The sequence below is a fragment of the Limosilactobacillus sp. WILCCON 0051 genome, assembly GCF_039955095.1.
GTDB classification, from domain to species: domain Bacteria; phylum Bacillota; class Bacilli; order Lactobacillales; family Lactobacillaceae; genus Limosilactobacillus; species Limosilactobacillus allomucosae.
Genome location: NZ_CP154878.1, coordinates 952,728 through 973,637, shown reverse-complemented (window position 1 = coordinate 973,637; position 20,910 = coordinate 952,728). Strand labels below are relative to the sequence as shown.

The 20,910-nt window shown below is 48.6% G+C and carries 12 protein-coding genes; 8 read left to right on the top strand and 4 right to left on the bottom strand.

Annotated elements, in window-relative coordinates; all coding sequences use genetic code 11:
- Window positions 1-6: 6 nt before the first annotated feature.
- The 3 genes from ABC765_RS04620 to ABC765_RS04610 form a co-directional block, all read right to left on the bottom strand.
- Entirely contained in the window at window positions 7-1,191 is a 1,185-nt protein-coding gene (locus tag ABC765_RS04620; RefSeq protein WP_347980838.1) for an AbiH family protein, read from the bottom strand.
- A gap of 64 nt (window positions 1,192-1,255) precedes the next feature.
- A complete protein-coding gene (locus ABC765_RS04615) occupies window positions 1,256-1,684 on the bottom strand; it encodes a CopY/TcrY family copper transport repressor (RefSeq protein WP_347980837.1) in 429 nt (142 codons plus the stop codon).
- 16 nt (window positions 1,685-1,700) lie between these two features.
- Entirely contained in the window at window positions 1,701-2,921 is a 1,221-nt protein-coding gene (locus ABC765_RS04610) for a hypothetical protein (RefSeq protein ID WP_347980836.1), read from the bottom strand.
- Between the two features lie 144 nt (window positions 2,922-3,065).
- On the opposite strand from ABC765_RS04610, the gene ABC765_RS04605 reads away from it, so the two are divergent.
- The 8 genes from ABC765_RS04605 to phoU all read left to right on the top strand — a co-directional run bounded on the left by ABC765_RS04605 (window position 3,066) and on the right by phoU (window position 10,522).
- A complete protein-coding gene (locus ABC765_RS04605) occupies window positions 3,066-4,478 on the top strand; it encodes a hemolysin family protein (protein WP_347980835.1) in 1,413 nt (470 codons plus the stop codon).
- 133 nt (window positions 4,479-4,611) lie between these two features.
- The gene (locus ABC765_RS04600) at window positions 4,612-5,049 is read left to right on the top strand and encodes a hypothetical protein (protein ID WP_347980834.1); all 438 of its coding nucleotides are present in this window, start codon (window positions 4,612-4,614) and stop codon (window positions 5,047-5,049) included.
- A gap of 465 nt (window positions 5,050-5,514) precedes the next feature.
- Window positions 5,515-6,393, top strand: a complete 879-nt coding sequence (locus tag ABC765_RS04595) for a phosphate ABC transporter substrate-binding protein (protein WP_347953134.1) — start codon at window positions 5,515-5,517, stop codon at window positions 6,391-6,393.
- A 43-nt stretch (window positions 6,394-6,436) separates the two neighbouring features.
- On the top strand, window positions 6,437-7,360 hold the full coding sequence (gene pstC, locus ABC765_RS04590; RefSeq protein WP_034540867.1) for a phosphate ABC transporter permease subunit PstC: 924 nt from the start codon (window positions 6,437-6,439) through the stop codon (window positions 7,358-7,360).
- Window positions 7,353-8,243 carry a phosphate ABC transporter permease PstA gene (gene pstA / locus ABC765_RS04585; RefSeq protein WP_347980833.1) on the top strand — a complete coding sequence of 297 codons (891 nt, stop codon included), beginning with the start codon at window positions 7,353-7,355 and terminating at the stop codon, window positions 8,241-8,243. Before pstC ends, pstA begins: the two co-directional genes overlap by 8 nt.
- 17 nt (window positions 8,244-8,260) lie before the next feature.
- Window positions 8,261-9,061 (top strand): phosphate ABC transporter ATP-binding protein PstB, encoded by an 801-nt coding sequence (gene pstB, locus ABC765_RS04580; protein ID WP_033935348.1) that lies wholly within the window; start codon window positions 8,261-8,263, stop codon window positions 9,059-9,061.
- Between the two features lie 9 nt (window positions 9,062-9,070).
- The gene (gene pstB, locus ABC765_RS04575; RefSeq protein ID WP_347980832.1) at window positions 9,071-9,823 is read left to right on the top strand and encodes a phosphate ABC transporter ATP-binding protein PstB; all 753 of its coding nucleotides are present in this window, start codon (window positions 9,071-9,073) and stop codon (window positions 9,821-9,823) included.
- Between the two features lie 12 nt (window positions 9,824-9,835).
- Window positions 9,836-10,522 (top strand): phosphate signaling complex protein PhoU, encoded by a 687-nt coding sequence (gene phoU / locus ABC765_RS04570; RefSeq protein ID WP_347953130.1) that lies wholly within the window; start codon window positions 9,836-9,838, stop codon window positions 10,520-10,522.
- Between the two features lie 1,024 nt (window positions 10,523-11,546).
- Here phoU and ABC765_RS04565 read toward each other — a convergent pair.
- Window positions 11,547-20,444 (bottom strand): KxYKxGKxW signal peptide domain-containing protein, encoded by an 8,898-nt coding sequence (locus tag ABC765_RS04565; protein WP_347980831.1) that lies wholly within the window; start codon window positions 20,442-20,444, stop codon window positions 11,547-11,549.
- Window positions 20,445-20,910 lie beyond the last annotated feature (466 nt).

Below are 20,910 nucleotides of genomic sequence, written 5' to 3'. Positions count from 1 at the left end.
CCCCTTTCAGTATTCAAGCGTCAAAATCTTGACCTGACTCCCCTCGCCCAAAAGCCAGGTCAGCATTCGCTTCTGCATGGCCAGCTCTTCAGGCGGCTCGCCTTGAAAAACAAATAAAATGACCTGCTTGAGCTGACGAGCCGTCTTGAACAGATCGCTTAAGATGCCGTGATCAGCCCGCAAAGAATGGCCCATAATGACAATCGTGGCAATGTCTTCTGGATAGACGTCATTAGGCAGTTTGATCTTAAACGGCCGAAATGCATTTGCCGCGGTATAGGCCAGCACCTGAGGATCAATGCGTTTTTTAGCACAGCGGCTGGCAATCGCATCAATCAGCCACTGGCGCCGCATCTGCCACTGCTCAAAAAAACGGGTTGCAAAATAGCGGCTGGTAACGGGCATATCGCTGTCAAGCGTATATAGCAGCGAGATAATCTCTTGATCGCCAAATACCGGATACAAGCGCCGCCAACCGTAATAATAGGCATCATAGTTTCGAAAGGCAGCCAGTGTTTTTTCATCAAGCGGCTGCCAGCCATTCTGCTGCCAGGACCAGCGTTTAAAATCAAGAATGTCGCGCCGGTAGCCCTTGGTCGTACTGGCATATTCATAAGGCTCGCGTGCCAACACGTCATCATTGTCGACACCAAGAATGGTCTGACCTTCCAAAAGCGACCCATGCAGATAGTAGATATTCTCTGGCCAGACGTCATACAGCTGCTGTGCCGTATCAGTATAGTTAAAGTTTAAAACCGCGCCAGCCTGACTTAAAAATTCCCGTGCGGTTTGTGAACGCGTCGGATCGCTAACTAAGACGCGTTCTCGCTCCGTCCGCAGATAACGCGAAAATTCATGCTCAAAGCGGCGAATCGCCCGCGTGCTGCGCTGCTGAACCATCACGCCCGCTCCCGGCATCTTACGCGTCGCACTTAGCTGATAGGCATTTTCAGCCGCCACGCGAATCTGGGCCTCGACATCCGACCAGCGGACCTGCTGACTGCGGGCACGGCGATTAAAATGAACGATCTCATCCAGTGGCGTCGTTCCCACGTGCTGCCAAAAATCCTGATAGCGGCTCTTAAAACCATGAAAAAGATCAAAGCCATTGCCAAGGACTACCAACAGCTGATCTTGATCATGGTGCTGGTCAACGAACAATGACTGATCCAGCTCTGGGGGCACGATCACCAGCGACACTTCCTTTCAACGCGTCTTGCCGATAGCATCAGCATTTGGGCAAGACTTAACGGTATCAGTTCATATCCTCACAGCGCATTCCCGGAACACAGTCGCAGGGAACCTCAGCCGGTGCCGCTGCGGCTTTTTGGGTCAGCAGTTCCTGCAGCTGTCTGACGTCTGCTTGGCTGAGCGTGGCCCTTTCAATCACATGTGCCAGCGTCTTGCCAACGTGCATATCACACAGATTATCGAACAGATCATCCGCAGCTTCGTTCATCGTCGGCTGTTCTTCAACGCACGGCTCATAGACAAACGCCCGCCCAACCCGCGTCGTTTTTAAGGCGCCTTTTTGAACCAGCCGGCGCAGCAGGGTTTTGACCGTGGCCGGTTTCCAAGCTACCTTACCCTGCAGAATCTCGATCATCTGCGTACTAGTAACATGCTTGAGCGTCCAAGCTACCCGCATTACCTGCCATTCTGCCGGCGTAATCGAATTTTCCAAAAAGATCTTCCTTTCTTTACTTTGAGTTGCGTTTAAAACCCAGCATGCTGCTCAATGCTGCAGTAGCCGGCTTGCCTTTTTTGGGTGAATCCGGCTTGGTTAATATCGCCGTCTGAACCACTCCTGATTGTCCTTGGGGATGGGGCGCATCATCATGACTGTTTTGAGATGTCTTAGCTTCAGATTCGGTATCGTTTTGATCGTCATCATTTTGAAGCATCCTGGCATCGCTGTCCCCTGATTCAGCTGCGATCGGCGAAGCAGCTGAATTCTCAGATACCGGAACGAACGCCTCGATTTCTTCGCCATTTAACGTTTCATAGGTTACATCAAGCTGACTGACCAGGCGATCAGCCAGCATCTGCGTCGTTTGCGGATCAGCCAAGGCAGTCTGGGCCTCCTTGAATGCCAGATCAAACGCAGCCTGTCTGGAGTCATAGGCCGCTTGATAGCGCTTGGTTTGATCAACACCGGTCATTTTAGCGACTGCTTTTTTCAGCTGCGTCAAATCACTGGTCTTGCCATTAAGGGCCTTGCGCGCTTTCAACAGCTCACTGGTCGTCAGGTCAATCGTTTCTTGGGCTGCCGACTGGAAATCAGGCGTCAGCTTCGACAGGTCGGCCACCGCGGCGTTTAATTCTTGATTGGCCGCAGCTTGGCTCAACAGCTGCTTAGCCTGATCAAAACTGGCTTTGAAGTTCTGCCGGCGACTGGCATCCGCGTTCAGATAGCGCAGCGTGGTCAGATCAGCCTGCGCACTCTTAAAGACCAGTGCCAGCTGGCTGAAGTCGTTCTCCATGCCACTTAATGCTCCACCAGCCTGCTGCAGCTTTTCAACGGTTTGATCCACTTGCGACTGCAGCACGAATTCATCGGTCTGAATGATTTTTCGCGCGGCCGCCAATGCCTTGTTCAGTTCTTCTTTTGCCAGTGGACTGGCATTGACATAGCGGGCCGTCTCCATCAACAGCTCAGCGTCACTGATTGCCTGCCGCAAAACAAAAGTCGTCGTCTCTTGACCATCGAGCCTTGTAACGGCATGCGCCAGGCTTTCCTGTACTTTTAAAAACTGCTTGAGCGTCACGTCGCGATTCTGCTCCAGATCCTGCAGCTGTGCATAGGCGGCATCGAATGGCGCTTTTTGGCTGGCATTTTGATAGCGCGCACTCTGCTTCAGCTGGCGCGCTGCCGTGACCAAGATCTGCCAGTGCGCATCATCAATCAATCTAGCCGTCATTTTTTCACCATCTTCCTTTTGAATGAATGCTTTTATTCTATTATGGACCATTTCTTGCATAACAAAAAGCGATTTTGCTGAATGCTGACCTTTTTATTTGCTATAATGATTGCAAAGCTAATTTTGAAAGGAAAATTGCAAAATATGGAAGTTAGTACCAGTCCCATAACACTTTTTACAATTATATTCATTCTGCTTTTAGCAGCGCTGTTTACCCTGTTGGAATATTCTTTGATCAAGGTTCGTCCAACCGAGTTAAAAGAGCTCAAACAGACATCCAGCGTGCGGCGTGCCGAAAAAATGATCGATCACTTGACAGAATATCTATCAACGGCGCAAGTCGGGGTTACGATGACCTCTCTGATCTTAGGTTGGATTGGTGAAGCCTACATCACCGAACTGCTTGAAAAAGCCAATATCTTCCCTAAATCAGTCGCTAATGATTTCAGCTCAATCATCGGGATCTTATTGTTTACGTTCCTGCATGCGGTCTTTACCGACTTGGTTCCCAAAAATATGGCAATTGACCAGCCGGTTAAGATTCTGTTAGCCATTGCCCACCCAATGACGTTTTTCCACGTAATCTTCTACCCGCTGATCTGGCTGTTTGACTGGACGGCTAAAATCATTACCAAGATGCTTGGCTTCTCGGTCAACCCAGACGAAGACATCTACACGCAAAACGAAATCGTGACCTTATCACAGGAATCCGAACGCGCTGGTGAGATGGATAAAGAAGACGTCGTATTTATGGAACGAGCCTTTCGAATGAACGACAAGGTTGCCGATGACGTCATGGTCGACCGGACCCAGTTGAGCGTGATCGACATTACCGCTACGGTAGCTGATGCCGCCCAACTTTACTTTCAAAAGAAGTACACGCGTTTTCCAGTCGTTGCCAACAACGATAAGGACCACATCTTAGGCTATATCTTCAGCTACGACATCATGCGGCAAAATCAGATCAATCCTAAGCAGGCCATTCGCTCCATCATGCGTAAGATTCCAATCGTCTACCAAAGCGAAGAATTAACGGACGTCTTACAGATCATGATGAAAAAGCAGGTGCCAATCGTTGTTGTCCAAGATGAATACGGTGGTACGGCCGGGATCATTACCGATAAGGATATTTACGAAGAATTATTTGGTACGGTTGGCGAAGAAATTGATCACGTTTCTTCCGACATGATTGAAAAAAAGGAGCCAGATTCAAAGGGCAACCCGACCTACCTGGTATCCGGCAAGATGCCGCTTGACGACTTTGAACGCTACTTCAACGTCCGGATTCCACAGTTTGACCAGACCGATGTCTCAACTTTGACCGGCTTTTTCTTAGAGCGCCAATACGACTTGAAGGTGGGACAACCCGTTAGAGTCGAAGATTTCAGTTTTACGCCATTGGATCTGAAGAATGCTTATGTCAGCCAGTTCAAGGTGGTTCAAATCAAGCCTAAAAAGAAACCAACTGAAGACAGCGATGATGACAGTTCATCGGATCGCAAGCGTCGTCTCAAGCGTGACCGCAAGGACGAACAAAAAAGCGACAATGAAGACTAGTTGAAATTTACAAAGACTTTACTCGTGAAAGCGGGTCAAAGTCTTTTTTTGATGCTAAAATGAAAGTGCTCCAATGATCTTGCCACATCAGTAGTTCATTCATGACCGTTTCCCCATTTTAGGGGGTCATTTTATGTACGATCGAATTCTAATTCCTGTTACCGCACGTTCTTTTAGCCGTGAAATCGATCCATCATTTGCCAATCAGCTCAAATACCTTGTCCAGGCTCATCCTAATGCCAGCTTTATGCTTTTGTATCTTTTTGAGCCACGCGACTGCCGCTGGCTGGCCGCCGGATTGCCAAATCTTGATCCAGACCTAATGTTAAGCCTGGCTGCGCACCAACTGACGCGGATTGAACGGCTGCTTCGAGATATCGGTGCCCATCAGATTGAGCATCAGTTGGCAGTTGGCAATCAATATTTGGTTATCAGCCAATTGATTCAAAAAAGCGGTTATGAGCTGATCGTTGCTCCTTGGCAGCCAAAATGGTGGCAACGCTGCTGGCGGCGTCTGTCCCATCCCGCTCATTCAATTACCAATGACCTTTTGATCTTAAACGTTCAATAATCATCAAATAATTTATCGGTATCGTCGACTCGGATTGTTTCGGGTCGGCGATTTTTTGTTTGGGATTCTGTAAACTGCCATGGCCAGCATCCGCGTGTTCGCTGTTGAATCCTTGATCTGACGCGCTTGATTGCCATGGTTAATTTTATTAAGCGGTTTGCTTTGTAATTTTTAGGTTATTTTAAGCTTTTTGGCATTAATTAAAACTATTTACCTGCCAATGTTTAGCGATAATACGAACAATTATAGTTTTAACCCCAATTAAAGTTCATTAAATAGTGCGAAATAAAGCTGATCAGCCGTTTTTAATTAGTCAATTGTTTGTTTTGTATCGTTTTTGTAAATTTAGCCATTACGTGTTTTTTACGGAAAACCGTCTTTTTTCTTTACGTTTCTGCCTTAAATTATAAACCGTACTCAGGTACATGCTTTATTCATGGGATATTGAGAAAGGAAGCAAATAACATGAACAAGAAGTCACTTATCTCTTTAGCTGCCGTCGCTACTTTAGGTTTTAGCCTGTTTGGCGGTACGGTCGGCACGGTCCACGCTGCATCTGACAGCAACAAGATCAGCATTGTCGGCTCAACGGCTCTGCAGCCACTTGCCGAAACGGCGGCTCACAGCTACATGAGCAAAAACTCTGGCGTCAACATCGATGTCCAGGGTGGTGGCTCCGGTACTGGTTTGAGCCAGGTTCAATCTGGTGCCGTTTCAATTGGTAACTCTGACATCTTTGCTGAACAGCAAAGCGGAATCGATGCCAAGAAGCTGCAGGATCACAAGGTCGCCGTTGTCGGAATGGCCCCAGTCGTTAACAAGAGCCTGAAGGTCAACAACCTGTCAATGAGCCAGCTGCAAAAGATCTTCACTGGTAAGATCACCAACTGGAAGCAGGTCGGCGGTCCAAACGAAAAGATCACCGTTATCAACCGTGCTAAGGGCTCTGGTACGCGGGCAACGTTTGAATCAGCCGTTTTGAAGGGCAAGACGGCCATGAAGACGCAGGAACAAGACTCCAACGGTACGGTTCAAAAGCTGGTTGCCAACACGCCTGGTGCCATCAGCTACCTGGCCTTCTCATACACCAAGTCTGACAAGATCAAGGCTTTGAAGGTTGACAACGTTGCGCCAACTGACAAGAACGTTGAAAACAACTCTTGGAAGATCTGGTCCTATGAACACATGTACACTAAGGGCACTGCTAAGGGTCAAACCAAGAAATTCTTGAACTACATGAATTCCAAGGAAGTTCAAAGCAAGGACGTTAAGAACCTCGGCTACATCAGCATTCACGATATGAAGGTTACCAAGAACGCTGACGGCCAAGTTACCAAGAAATAATCACCGCGTCAATCAATAAAGGAGAGAAACCGGAGGAAGCAAGATGAATGAACAAGATCAACTGATGAAAAGCAGTTTTCAAACCAGGCAGGACCATTGGGGCAAATTGGTCAGCTATTTCTGCATTACGGTAATTGGACTGCTGGTCATTTCAATTATTTACTTCATCGCCGCCCGAGGCTTGAACATGTTTATTAAAGATGGCGTCAGCCTCAAGGACTTCCTGACCGGTATGACCTGGGATCCAACCGTTACTGACGCTCACGGCAAGCCAGAAGTCGGGGCCTGGCCAATGATCTTTACCTCATTTGCCGTCACGATTCTGGCTACGCTGGTCGCAACGCCGCTCGCTTTGGCCGTCGCCATCTTCATGACTGAGCTGGCCCCTAAAAAGGCAGCCTCATTCATGCAGTCGGTCATTGAGCTTTTGGTGGGGATTCCATCCGTCGTTTACGGGTTCGTCGGCTTAGTCGTCGTCGTTCCCTTTATCCGCCATCTTTTCGGCGGTACCGGGAGTGGGATCTTGGCAGCCGTTACGGTGCTGTTCGTCATGGTGCTGCCAACGATCACTTCCATGTCAATCGACAGTCTTAAAAACGTGCCCAAAAACTATCGTGAAGCTTCAATCGCATTAGGGGCCACGCTTTGGCAGACGATCTACAAGGTAATTCTGCGCTCGGCCATTCCTGGGATCTTGACCGCCGTTATCTTCGGCATGGCACGGGCATTTGGTGAGGCCCTGGCCGTTCAAATGGTTATCGGTAACGCGCCTTTGATGCCAGAAAACCTGATTTCGCCAGCCTCAACTCTGACCAGTACTTTAACGGTCGGCATCGGCAACACCGTTATGGGTACCTTGCCAAACGACGCACTCTGGTCTTTGGCGCTGGTCTTGATGCTGATGTCTTTGGCCTTCAACCTGCTGGTAAAACTGGTCAACAAGAAAGGAGTCTCACGCAATGCTTAATGCCAAAAAAGCCAATCAGCTGGCAATGGGCATCATTTATGTCTTAGTCGGTCTGGTGGTCTTGATTCTGTTTGGTCTGCTGGGCTATATCATCTTAAGCGGTCTGCCGCACATCAGCTGGAAGTTTTTGAGCTCAGCTGCCCAAAGCGTTGGTGAAGGCGGCGGGATTCGCGATCAGCTGTTCAACTCACTGTATCTTTTGGTTCTGACGCTTTTGATCTCCACGCCGCTTTCAATTGGCGCTGGGATCTTCTTAGCCGAATACGCGCCCAAAAATGGCATTACGGAAGTCTTTAAGACCGCGATCGAAATTTTGAGCTCGCTGCCCAGTGTGGTAGTTGGTCTGTTCGGCTATCTGTTTTTCGTAATCAAGCTGCACCTGGGCTTTTCGGTTATCTCAGGTGCCATCGCCTTAACGTTTTTCAACCTGCCGCTTTTGACGCGGAACTGCGAGAACGCCTTAAACGACGTCTCGCCGCTGCAGCGTCAGGCCGGTCTTTCACTGGGACTTTCCCGCTGGAAGACCATGACTAAGATCATGCTGCCGGAAGCCTTGCCTGGTATCTTAACCGGGGTGATTCTGGGAGCTGGCCGGGTCTTTGGTGAAGCCGCCGCTTTGATCTACACTTCTGGTCAAAGCGCACCAAGCGTCGACTACAGCAACTGGAATCCATTTTCCGCAACCAGCTTCTTAAACCCGACTCGTCCTGCTGAAACGCTGGCCGTCCACATTTGGAAGCTGAATACTGAAGGGCTGGTTTCCAATGCCCACGCAATCTCCAGTGGGGCTTCGGCCGTACTGATCATCGTCATCTTATTGTTCAACCTGGGCGCTCGCTACTTGGGCAACCACGTCTACAAAAAGATGTCGGCTCGCAAATAAACTAGAGGTGAAAACAGATGGCTGAATATTCGTTTGAAGATACCTACACGCTGCCTGTCAAAGAACCATTGGCAATGCAGACTAAAAACGTCAGCGTATACTACGGCAAGCAGGAAACGCCCTCGCTTCATCAGGTCAGCATGGACTTTGCTGAAAACAAGATTACGGCCTTGATCGGTCCATCCGGTTCTGGGAAATCCACTTATCTGCGCTGTCTTAACCGGATGAATGACGAACTGGGCCGCATCGATGGCGAGATTCTGTATCGGGGAATCAATCTGAACTCGCCTCAAGTCAACGTCTACGAGACGCGGCGTGAAATCGGCATGGTCTTCCAGCATCCAAATCCATTTGCCAAATCGATCCGTGAAAACATCACCTTTGCGCCAAAGCTTTACGGCATCAAAGACCAGCAAAAGCTTGATCAGATGGTGGAAGAATCGTTAAAGAGCGTGGCACTCTGGGATGAGGTCAAAGATTCGCTTGATCGCAGCGCGCTTTCCCTTTCTGGTGGTCAGCAGCAGCGGCTATGCATTGCCCGTTCACTGGCCATGGATCCTAAAATCATTTTGATGGACGAGCCAGCCAGCGCCTTGGACCCAATCTCGACTTCTAAGCTGGAAGAAACGATGCAGACTCTGAAAAAGGACCACACGATCATCATCGTTACGCACAACATGCAGCAGGCCGCGCGCTGTTCTGATTACTGTGCCTTCTTCTACCTGGGGCATGTCTTGGAGTTCAACTCCACTAAAGACATCTTCAGCAACCCTAAGATTAAGGCAACCAATGATTACGTATCCGGTAACTTCGGCTAGGAGGGCATCATGGAAAAAATTCTTAAATGTAAAAACGTGGTGCTCAAATACGGCACTAAAGAAGCACTGCACGGGATCAACATGGAGATTGAGCAAGACAAGATCACGGCTTTGATTGGTCCGTCCGGCTGCGGCAAGTCGACGCTGTTAAAATGCTTCAACCGCATGCACCTTGATGACAATGCCACGGTTGAAGGACAGATTCTGTTTAATGATCAAGACATTTATGATCCAAAAGAAGACATGGTCGAGCTGCGGCGGCAGATTGGCATGGTCTTCCAACAGCCGGTTCCCTTCCCGCTTTCCATCTATGACAATGTCGCCTATGGACCACGCATCGGCGGCGTTAAGGATAAGGAGCAGCTTGATCAGATCGTTGAAGAAAGTCTCAAACAGGCTGCCTTATGGGATGAAGTCAAAGATGATCTGAAAAAAAGCGGCCTGGGCCTTTCCGGTGGTCAGCAGCAGCGACTCTGCATCGCCCGTACGCTGGCCGTCAAGCCACAGGTAATCTTGCTGGACGAGCCAACCAGTGCCTTGGACCCGATTTCCAGCGGCTTGATTGAAGAGACGCTGATGAAGCTAAAAGATGAATACACGATCGTCATCGTTACGCATAACATGCAGCAGGCTGCCCGGATCTCTGACTACACGGCATTTATGCTCAATGGTTCTTTGATTGAGTTCAACTCAACCAAGCAGATGTTTGAAAAGCCAGACAACCAGCTGACTGATGACTACTTGAATGGGCGCTTCGGCTAAAAGGAGTTTATAATGGGAGATCAAAATCTAGCAGAAATCTTAAAGGTAAAAAAGCAGTTCGTTGCCATGGGAACACTGGTCAGCTCGCAGATTCACCAAGCAACCAAATCCTTTTTGGAACATGATACGATCCTAGCCAAACAGGTAATTTCAAAGGATCAGCAAGTCAATCAAACTGAGGTCGAACTGGAAAAGAACGTTTTTGACGTCTTGATTCGCAAAAACCCAATGGCCTCTGATTTTCGCGAAACCATGTCAATTCTAAAGGCCAGTTCTGACATGGAGCGAATTGGCGATGCCGCGATCCGCATTGCTCGTCAAACGCTGCGCATGTCTGACAAGCCAACCTTTACTGCTGCTGAAAAGCTGATTCAACAACTGACCTACCAAGTGCGTCAGATGCTGGACAAGGTTGATGAGGCCTTCGTCAATGATGACAGTGACGCTGCCTATGCCGTTGCCAGCGAAGACATCAAGGTTGACCGGCTCTACCTGCAGCTGCGGCAACTGGTTTTGAGTCAGCAGGTCAAAGACAAGCAGCAGCTAAAAGCCTCTGACGTCTACTTGATCATCAGTCGTCAGTTAGAACGTGTCGGCGACCATATCGTCAATATTGCTGAATGGATCGTTTATGCTCAGACTGGCAAGATCGTTGAATTGAACCCCGGCAAAACCGACCCTGAACTAATCAAAAAATAATCCACCCTCCCCTGTTTTCCATCCTAAACCATGAACTACAAAGGCCATCTTCAGCTGTTTGAAGATGGTCTTTTTGCTTGCCTTGATTTCATAGTATTAGACATCCCTGCTATCCTGCAAGCGGGGTCTTGATCAATGTTCAAAAATATCGGACATCCCTGTTTTACAGCTCTTGATGCCACGTTTTAGACTGCTTTTGCTAATCATTGTGCTGCGTTTTTAATGCTGTTTTGTCGGCGATGGTTTTTCTGACCTTAGACATTGGCTGCTGTGATCATTGAGTCATCGTAGTATCCGTTTATTTACGAATCATAAGTCCGGCAAGGGGTTTTACGACTATCCGCCTGCTGGCTTTGTGAAGAAAATCAGTTTTTAACTGGCTGCGGATCTGGAACTACCTACTATTTGCTGATTTTTAATCGAAAGTAGGTACCTGTATATTTTGGCTTACCTAACTTTACCTACTTATGGCAGCTTTTTGCTAAATAGTAGGTAAAGATGTATATTTTGAGGCTGATTGGCTCAGACCGACTTTGTGAATTACCTACTATTTGGAGATTTTTTCCAAATAGTAGGTAATGTTAGGGTACCCTAACTCGATATACATTGATTTTTACCTACTTATACATTGATTTTCGCGAAAAGTAGGTAATGATGGTTTCGTCATATGTTTTATGCAGGATTTCTTTGCATAACAACCGCGGCCGGCCGCTTTCAGCAGTTAACATACTGCGGCTTGACCAACGTTTCAATTAGTCAAAAGCAATCTGCGCTCAAAACTATCAGGGCAGCTCAACAGCATTCAAAGTCCCCAGAGCCACAAACGCATGCAAAAACAAGACACTATAAGCTGGCACTACCGTTTCTTTACCATCGAACCTCCCTCAAAACCACACCGCCCTGCTTGCCCCAAACTAGACGCTGCTTAAAGCTGAAGCCTAGTTAGTCAACTTCGCCAAGCATCTCAATTCAGAGTACGAAAAAAGACCCACCTTAAGCGAGCCTTTTCTTTTATGATTCAATATCAGCCGCGATCATGCTTCTTCTTAACGAGTCCCGCCAGACCAAACATGCTCAGCAGTGACGTCAACAGCCCCATGATGCTCCATGACGCGTCTTGGTCTTTGTCATTACCAGTCTGTGGCAGCTGCTTCATCGTCGTCTTGGTACTTGGCGATTCGACGGTCAGCTGAGTCGACTGCGTACCACGCATATTCGGCTGTGCTGATTGGCCAGGTACGCTTGGATGATTTGGTACGCTTGGCTCATTTGGTGCTGCTGGCTGTTCAGGGTTAGTCGGCTGTTCTGGTTCAACCGGCACGGCGTTTTTAGCGTAGAGCACCGTTTTGACTTGGTCGGCCGGCGTCATCTCAAATGAAACCATCGTCTGATCAGGCGTGTAGCCGTCAATTACTGGCGAGCTGACTGCCGCGTATTCAGCTGGATCACTTGTCCAATCCGTAGCGGCAATGATCTTTCCTGTCACCTTGTCAACCGTGATCGTCCGCGTCCACCGTGCCGTCTGAATGCTGTCTGGTGCCAATGAGTTGCCGGATGCATCTTGATAGTGCACGATAGCTTGCGTCGTCTGGTCATACTGATCCTTGGCTGGCCAGACTGGACCGGTTGGATCGGCAGGATTGATTGGCGTTGCTGGCAGAATTGGGTTGTCAGGATCCGGATGGTTGGGATCGATTACCTGCGTGCCATGCTTGAGCGTAACGGTAAATGTCTGCAAAGCATTGCCATCTTGATCAAAGACTGCCTTTCCTGCGTCTTGAGCCTGGGTAAACTCGTCACTGACCAAAACGTAGCCCTTATTGATCAGCTGCTTGATCTGATCAGCCGTACTGTAGTCGATCTTGGCATCAGTTACGCCATCAACCTTGTCACTTTGAATCGTCTGACCAGTATTCTGATCAACGTAATCGATTCTTGCCTGTTGCGGATCAGCGGCGTAGTTGACATAGATTACGACATCATCTTTTTGCGCGGCCGCGATCTCGTTTGCGCCAATCTCCGTCTGACCATTGACTGGCGTGTAGCCCTTGATTGTCGGTGAAGCAACGGCAGCCGTCTTTTGTGATGCCACGGTTTCCCAAAGCGGCCAGTACACCTTGCCCGTCACGTCATCTTGGTAGCCAACCCGTTTAAAGGTCAGTACCTGTACGTTGTCATTGGCGGCCGGCTGCTGGCTGGCTTGGTAAACGTAGTGGATGATCTGAGAAACCTTGCGAATGCCGCTGGCCGGATCAGTGTCCGGATCAACGCTGCTGTAATGGTGACGCAGATAGATCGTAAACAGCTGGTAATTTTGATCGTCATTGTCAAACCGCAGCTGTTGTCCTTGAGCTTGCGCGGCGGCCAGTGCCTGAGCAAAGCCATCGCTGACCAAAACGTACTTGCCGGTTGGGCTGGTCTGCTCATCGTAAACCAGTTTGCTGAGCTGATCTTTAGTGTCGTAATTGATCTGCTCATTGGTCTTGCCCTTTGCTTCATCGTATGCAACCAATGAGCCGCCATTATCGATGTCGACATACTTGATGATTGCCGTCTGATTATTCGGACTATAGGTTACGATGTCCAGCAGATCGATTGGCGCGTCATACTTGTCGTTGTCCATGGTCAGCGGACTGTGCGACAGAACCGTCACGTCAGGCGTGTAGCCTTTGATTGTCGGCGAGGCAACATCGTCAAACTTGCCCTGCCGCTCATCGGTCGTCCAGGCGCCATTCCAGTCAATCGCGCCGGTAACCATGTCCAGATCGCCAGTCTGCTTAAACGTCATGTCCTTTCCAGAGTATGGATCAGCCGCCTGCGTCCCATCCGCGTATTTATAGAGCACCGTCTGCTTGATGGTCTTTTCACGGTTGGCCGCCTGTTTTAGAATATGATGCTTCAAATGAACGACAAACGTCTGATCAACCTGGTCATCCAAGTCAAAGACAATGCCATCTTTTGTGCCGTCACTGACTAGATCATATTGGCCGGTCGGGTTGGTCTGTTTATCGTAGATCAGCTGCTTCAAAGTCTTAGCCGAGTCATAGCTGCTCTTGGCCCCAGACTGACCGGTTGTCTGATCAATCGTGACGACTTTTTCATCAAGATCATCATCGACGTAATTGATGTTGGCCAGCTGGTTGTCGATGATGTAGTAGACCGTATCGGCAACCGTGAAGACCCCGTCACTGGCCTTGTCAAACGTATCCGCATCAATAACGACCGTCTTAGGACTAAGTGTGTTGACGTTCAGATGATAGCCTGGAATCAATTCAGCAATGGCATCGTAGTTTGCTCCGTGCGTCAGGATCAGTTCGCCAAATTGGGCCTGATTCTTGTATGAGGCGTCATAAACGATCGTATGCGTGACCAGATCCTCATCACCGGTTTGTTCAAAGATCAGGTCAGCATCATGATCATGGTAATCAGACGCCGCTGTTTGCCCCTGCTTTGGTCCATCCCGAAAGACATAGTGCACGACCCGCTGAACCTTAACTGACCGGTTAACTGCTGCATGACGATGCTTGAGGTAGACGACAAAGCTTTGCGAAACGTTATCGTCATCATTGAATCTGATCGGCTGGCCACCCGTTTCGTCGTTGACCAGTTCGTACCCCTTGGCTTCAAAAGCTTTAATATCGTTAACCGTCGAATAGTCGCTTAATTGATTGCTAACGCCAGTCAGATTCTTTTCGCCAATGATGGTCCCAGTATCCTGATCGAAGTATTCAATGTAGGCTGACTGTGGGTTGGCAGTGTAGACAACCTGCTTGTAAACGTTTAGATCCTGATTGTAGTTGTCATTATTGACCGTAATGGCAATCTCATCAACCTGACCTGGGACGGCCTTATACCCTTTGAAAGCTGGTGAAGGTACGGCAGCAAATTTTTGAGTTGGCGTCCACGTGCCGTTCCAGTCAACGATATTGTTAACCAGATCCTTGACCCCATCCTGTTTGAAGCTCAGTTCTTTGGTTACCCGCTGATCGCTAAGCACGGCGCCATCTTTTACATAATCAATGGTTTCGGTAACGGTCTTAGTGCGCGAGTCCTTTTCGGTTTCATGGCCAAAGTAGACATAGTAGACCTGATCTTCATCATTATGATCAAAGACGATCTCTTGGCCGTTCGTTTCATCGGTAAGCAGTTGGTAGTGCAGCTGTTCAAGGCCTTTGATCATGTCCGTCGTCGTGTAGCCGCTGTTCATGTCCGACAAGCCGCTCAGTTCCTTAAAAAGCAGCTGGCGTCCGGTTGGCGTCGTGCCATCGATAAAGTAGATCTTGGCTTTTTGCGGCTGGGCCGTGTAGGTTACGGTCTCATTAATGACCACCGTTCCTTTAGCAAAATCATCATCAGCTGGTGTGATCGCAGAAGCTGGCACGACTGCCTTGTCATAGACATAGCCTGCGATCTTTTGCGAAGGCACTTCTTGAAAGCTTTGCGCGTCAAGCTTGTCCCAGGTAACATGCTTGTTGACGAGATCCTGAATCCCCTTCTGTTCGAATTCAAGCGTCTGCGTCTGAGAAGCAAAGACGTTTTGGCCCGCCTTGCCGCCATTGCCATAAATATAGGTGATAACCCGCTGGTAGGTGACAGGGCGCGAAGTCGAGTTCTTGCCGTGCGTGAAGTGAACCTCAAAGCTTTGATCGACATCATCATCGGCATCAAAGATCACGTCTTGGCCATTAGTGTCATCACTGACCTTAACGTAGCCAGTCTTTTCATAGCTGGCGATTGCTGAACTGGTATTGTAGCCGCTGTCTGCGTTGGAATGGCCGTTCAGAGTCACGGTTGCCATTTGCCGATCATTTGGGTCTTTAGCATCGTCATCAATAAAGGTGATCGTCGCCGTCTGCGATTTAGGCGTGTAGAGAATCGTGTTCTCCAGCGTGTTATCCAGCTGCCAGTTGTCGTTGGTGACCGTCAATGACTTGCTAGCGATCTGGTCAGGGTTAGGATTGGCATAGCCAGGAATCGTTGGTGCTTGAACTACTTCAAAATCAGCCTGCGTCCATGCGCCCCAAGCTGTCGTGTCGTCAACCAGGTCGTGCTTCCCAGTTTGGCTGACCTGCTTGGTGACAATCGTATCTTCTGCCAGCTTGCGTCCATCAGTCGACTGGTAGTGAATAATCTGCTTGACGTTTGCGGTTCGAGAAACATCTTCAGTCTTGTGACCAAGGTAGACATAGTAGACATAGTAGACCTTCAACTGGCCATCAGCTGGGAACTCGATTCCATTTTGCGTCTCATCATTATCAAGCGTGTAGTTTTGGTAGTTCGTCAGCTTCTTTTGAATGTAATCCTGGGCACTATAGGTCTGATGCTCGCCGGTCTTGCCTTTCAAAGACTCGGTGGCGAGCGTTTTGTTGGTCTTTTTGTCAACGTAGACGATCGCGACGTTTTGCGAATCGGCATAGTAGGTAACCGTCCGATAGATATTCAGGTCCGTGTCATAGTTGTCATTGGTAATAGTAATCGTATGCTCCGGCTCGCTGGCATAGTCATTGTGATAGCCAGTAATCGTTGGCGAGTCAACCTTAGCCAGTGTCTGAGCAGGTGTCCAGTCACCGTTCCAGTTCGTTGTCTTAGTGACCTTGTCTAACTGACCATTCTGCGTAAACGTCAGCTCTTTGTGATATAGATCATGTGCCTGACTGCCATCTTCATATTGATACTTGATCTCTTCAACGACTGTCTTCGTCCGTTGTGCATCTTCATAGCCATGCTTGAGATGAACGACATAGATCTGATCGTTGGGGTTATCTGAAGAATTGAATTCCAGATCTTTTCCGCCAGTATCATCAGAAACCAGTTCATAACCTTGGCCAAGATAGCTATTGATCGTTTCAGTCGTGCTATAGTTGGCGCTGGTATTTGAATAGCCGTTTAAGACCTCGTTTGCCAGCTGCTTGCCCGTGGTATCGTCAATATATGAGACTGAAATGTACTGCCGATTTGGCGAGTAGGTGATCGTTCCTTCAAACTGGCCAGCGACAAAGTTTTGATTGTTAACGGTAATCTTACGCTTGGCAATCGTCTTGATGTCTGGCGTGTAGCCATCAACATGACCAGCCGTTACTTCTTTAAAATACTGGGTCTCGGAATAGCCGCTGTCCCAATCAGTCTGATTGGTTACCAGATCCTTGACACCTTTTTGCGTAAACGTCAGCGTGCTGGTCTGGTCCCAAGGCTGCTGATGGTTATCGCTGAACTTAAAGTGAATGATCTGCTTAACGTCAACTGAACGCGTTACTGCTGCCGTCTTGTGCTTTAAGACGATTTTAAAGATCTGATCTTGGCCAGCATCATCATTAAAGACGATCCCGTTTTCCGTTTCATCAGAAGCAACCTCGTAGTTGGCATATTTAGCCAGGATCTGGTTGCGCATGCTCGTGTAGTCCAGTTTTTGATTGGAAAGCCCGGTTTGCGTGTCAGTCTCCAGCTCTTTATCGTTAGCTGAGCCGTCGATATATTTGATCAGCGCGGTCTGCTTGAGCGGCGTGTAGTTGACCGTAAACGAGTAGGTCTTGCCCTTTTGATCAAACGTTGAGGCATCGATCGTCACGCTTTGAGCCGGAACCTCATCGACAGAAACGGAATAACCCTTCAGATTTGGCGTGGTAACTGCCTTAAATGATTTGGTCTGCTTCCAGTCTTGATTCCAGGTCGTTGTATTAGTGACGTTATCAGTTACGCCATCCTGTTCAAAGACAAGCTCTCTGGTCAGCGGGTTGGCTTGCTTCAGCAGGCTCTGATCAACCAGCGTGCCGTCCTTGTAATTGGCATCACCCTTGTAGACATACTTGATTTCTTCGGTGACTTTCATCGTCCGACTGGTACTTGTCGTCTGATGCTTCAGATGAACCTCCAGAACCTGGTTGTTGCTGATGTCGTCTTCATCCAGGACTGGCCGGTTCCCGTTGGTGGCATCCGATACCAAGACGTAATGCTGCCCTAGATACTTGCTGATCGTCGCTGCGGTCGTGTAGTCCAGCGTCTGACCTGATTGACCGGTTCCCGTCCAGTGTTCAAGAACTTTAGGCGTTGTGTCGTCAATATAGTTGACTACCAGGATCTGACTCTTACCGACATAGATAATGTCATGGTGAACGTTTAGCGACTGGCCATAGTTGGCATCAGTAACCGTAATTGCTACGGCATCGACTTGAGCCACGTCAGGCGTGTAGCCGGCAAGCGTTGGCGAAACAACGGTCTTAAAAGTCTGGGTTGGTGTCCAGTCACCGTTCCAGGTCTTCTGATCGGTGTACAGATCATGCACCCCCGATTCATTGAAGGTCAGCGTAGCTTGGTAGACTGGCAGCTGATCTTTGACGTCGACATATTTAGTCGTGCCATCCAGCTGCTTGATGGCCTTATGGTGTTCGATCGTTTCAGTAACGGTCTTGGTCCGCTTGACGGCTTCGGTTTCATGAACGAAATGAACGACATAGGTCTGATCGTTTTGATCGTCCTTGTCAAAGATGATGTTTTGACCATTCGTGCTGTCACTGACCAATTTGAGATGCTGCTTGACGTATTCAGCAATCGCCGCCTTCGTGTTTCGGCCACTATCAGCCCCGGAGTTACCGGAGAATTCCTTAACGGCCAGATCCTGGTTGGTCGTATCGTCATGATAGATAACCTTGACCGCCTGTTTATTTGGCACGTAGGTTACCGTCACGGTCGAGTCTTTGTCCGTTGCCTTGATCGTCGCGCCAGCCACCGTCAGTTTATCAGCCGTATAGCCATTGATCTTTGGCGAGTCAACGGCTGCAATGCTTTGGGCAGCGACCTTGCTCCAATCCTCCCAAATCGTGTCACCAGTTACACGGTCACGATCACCGGTCCGCGTAAACGTAACGCTTTGCTCAACGGATGACGCGGCTTTGCCATCGCCTTGGTAGTAGTATTCGATCGTACGCTTGACTGTTTTTTGACCGTTGGCTGGCTCCGTCTTGCCATCAACGGTTTCATGGTGATGCTTTAAGACGACCTGATAGACCTGATCGATATTGGCATTGCTGTCATAAGTGGCGCCAGCTGGAAAGCCGTCCTTGACCAGATCGTACTTGCCATTGGGATTCGTCTTGGCATCATAGACCAGCTGCTTAAGCTGATCAGCCGTTGAGAAGTTGATCGGCTGCCCATCAAAATCAGTCAGCGTGCCACTGCTGGAGATCACTTGATTGCCGCTGTCTTGATCAACAAAGTCAACCCGCGCTTTTTGCTTAGCCCGATAGACAACCGTAATGTCTTGATCCAAAGAAGTTATGTATTTGGTTGGGTTAAAGGTATAATCCGTAACCGCGACGCCATTGATGAACGGTACGAAGCCGGCAATTGTCGGCAGCGTGACATCAGCCGCGCTGGTTGCGTCATCAGGATCGTTGGCATACTGCGTCTTGGTCTTTTTGGCAGCATCAAACGCCGCGTCAGTTGAATCAATCACCAGGCTGCCCAGTTTTTTGTAGACATACTGCACGTTGCGCGTCTGCGGGATGTAGATGTTGTAAATCGTTATGGTACCGCCACTGCCTGAAGTGATGGTAATAGAAGATCCTGCTCCGCTTGGCGTCAATGTGTAGGAACCGCGCAGCCGATTGTTGTAGTAGTAGTCTGCGCGCATCGTCCCGTCAGCACCGGTCTGAGTGAAGACGACCTTATCGCCACTGTGCCAGTCTTTGGTATATGTATCGCCAATCTTGCCAAATTCAGACATGTAGCCGCTGCTGTTGCTTGGTACGGTTTCATAGTAGCCATTGACGACCTTGCCGCCAGTCGTAGTGTAGATTTGACCGCTTAATCCTTGTTGAACGTAGCTTTGAGCGATCAGATTGCCGCTGTCGTCAACGTAGGACGTGGTCTGCGTAACCAGCTTAGGAATCATGAAACTGAGGATTGAGTAGTAGGTACTGTCAGAGACCGCGCCCCCTTGGTTGACGTTAAAGCGCGGACTCCAGTTATAGTCATATCTGGAATCAAGGTTACGAATGACGCCTGAATAATGGTCATTATAGATGCGGCCCAGATATACTCCTGACCATGAATCCTTACTTGTTGTAACGTAATATTCATAGTCATCTTCATTAATCGTATATTCATTAAGGACTTTTTTATTGGTCGAATCAAGAATCGTTACGTACAAGATTCCGCTGCCGGAACGATCCGTTGACAAGACAATGTTGTATTCCCCAGTCTCGCCAGTCTGATTATCACGGCTGGTGGCCCAAAAGAAGGTGTAGCGGTTGGCCTTAGTATCAACGTACATTGAGCTTGGATATTCAGGATCCTTAACCGAAAAAGTTGCTGCCGTATCATTAAGACCATTAGCGACCAGACGATTGGCAATTGCATCCGTGCTGACTGCTGCCGTTGACGCGGCCTGTTTTAGATCAAGCGTAATCGTTTTGCCAGCACCCGCTTGACTATTGGCTGCTGATTGACTGGTTGGCGACGTCTGACTTGCCGATCCGGTACTGGATGAAGCGGCTTGGCTAGTTGTCGATGACGTTTGACTCGATTCTGCCGCAGTCGTTGAAGCCGGCGTCTGACTTGCCGTCGCTGCAGCAGCGCGGTCTGATGATGTCGCGGCTGACTGGCTAGCAGCTGTTGCCGCCATGCTGGATGTCGATGCCGATTGCGCCTTAGCAGCTGTCGAACTCGTCGGTGAATTTACGGTTGAAGCAGCATAACTGTCGGCTGCCGTGTCCTGGGTCGCGCTGGCTGACAAAGTGACCGCACTGCTGCTTGACGTGGCCGCACTATTTTGCAGATTAACGGCTGGCTCAGCAGTACTGGCCGCGGCAGCATGATTCGTCGTCATCGTCATGGGCACGATCGTAAAAGTAAACGTCACGATCGCCGCAAAGGCCCATTGCTTGCCATCTTTGTACATTTTGTAATGTATTTTTTCATCATGCATATTGACTTCCCCCATTCACTTTTGGATTGCAAAAACGCTCTCTGCTATCCTTAAGCCTATTCAATTGCAATCCGACTATTTTTAAGAAAAAGTATATAAACAATTTCTTTATTATCCTAAAGATAGCGCAGATAAACAGGCGATTAAACTTTAAATTTTTGTTTTTTCTCAGGTATCGCGCCTTTTATTAAGCGCTTACAAATGATTGTTTATAAAAAAATAAATATCATTTTATAAACAGATGAAACTTTTTTCATGACTCATAATACCGGCTCTTTTTGAAAAGTTTTATTGGCCATGACCGCTTTACCGCCATCTAAAAATGAGGCTGCATCACCGAGGATCTAATTAACATTTTTAACATTGCCGCCTAATTTTTTAAAGTACTAAACCATGTCACGATGATACTGGTCTGCTAGGCTGCATCAGTCAGCTCATCATTGCGGCATCACTGCAGAAAAATAAC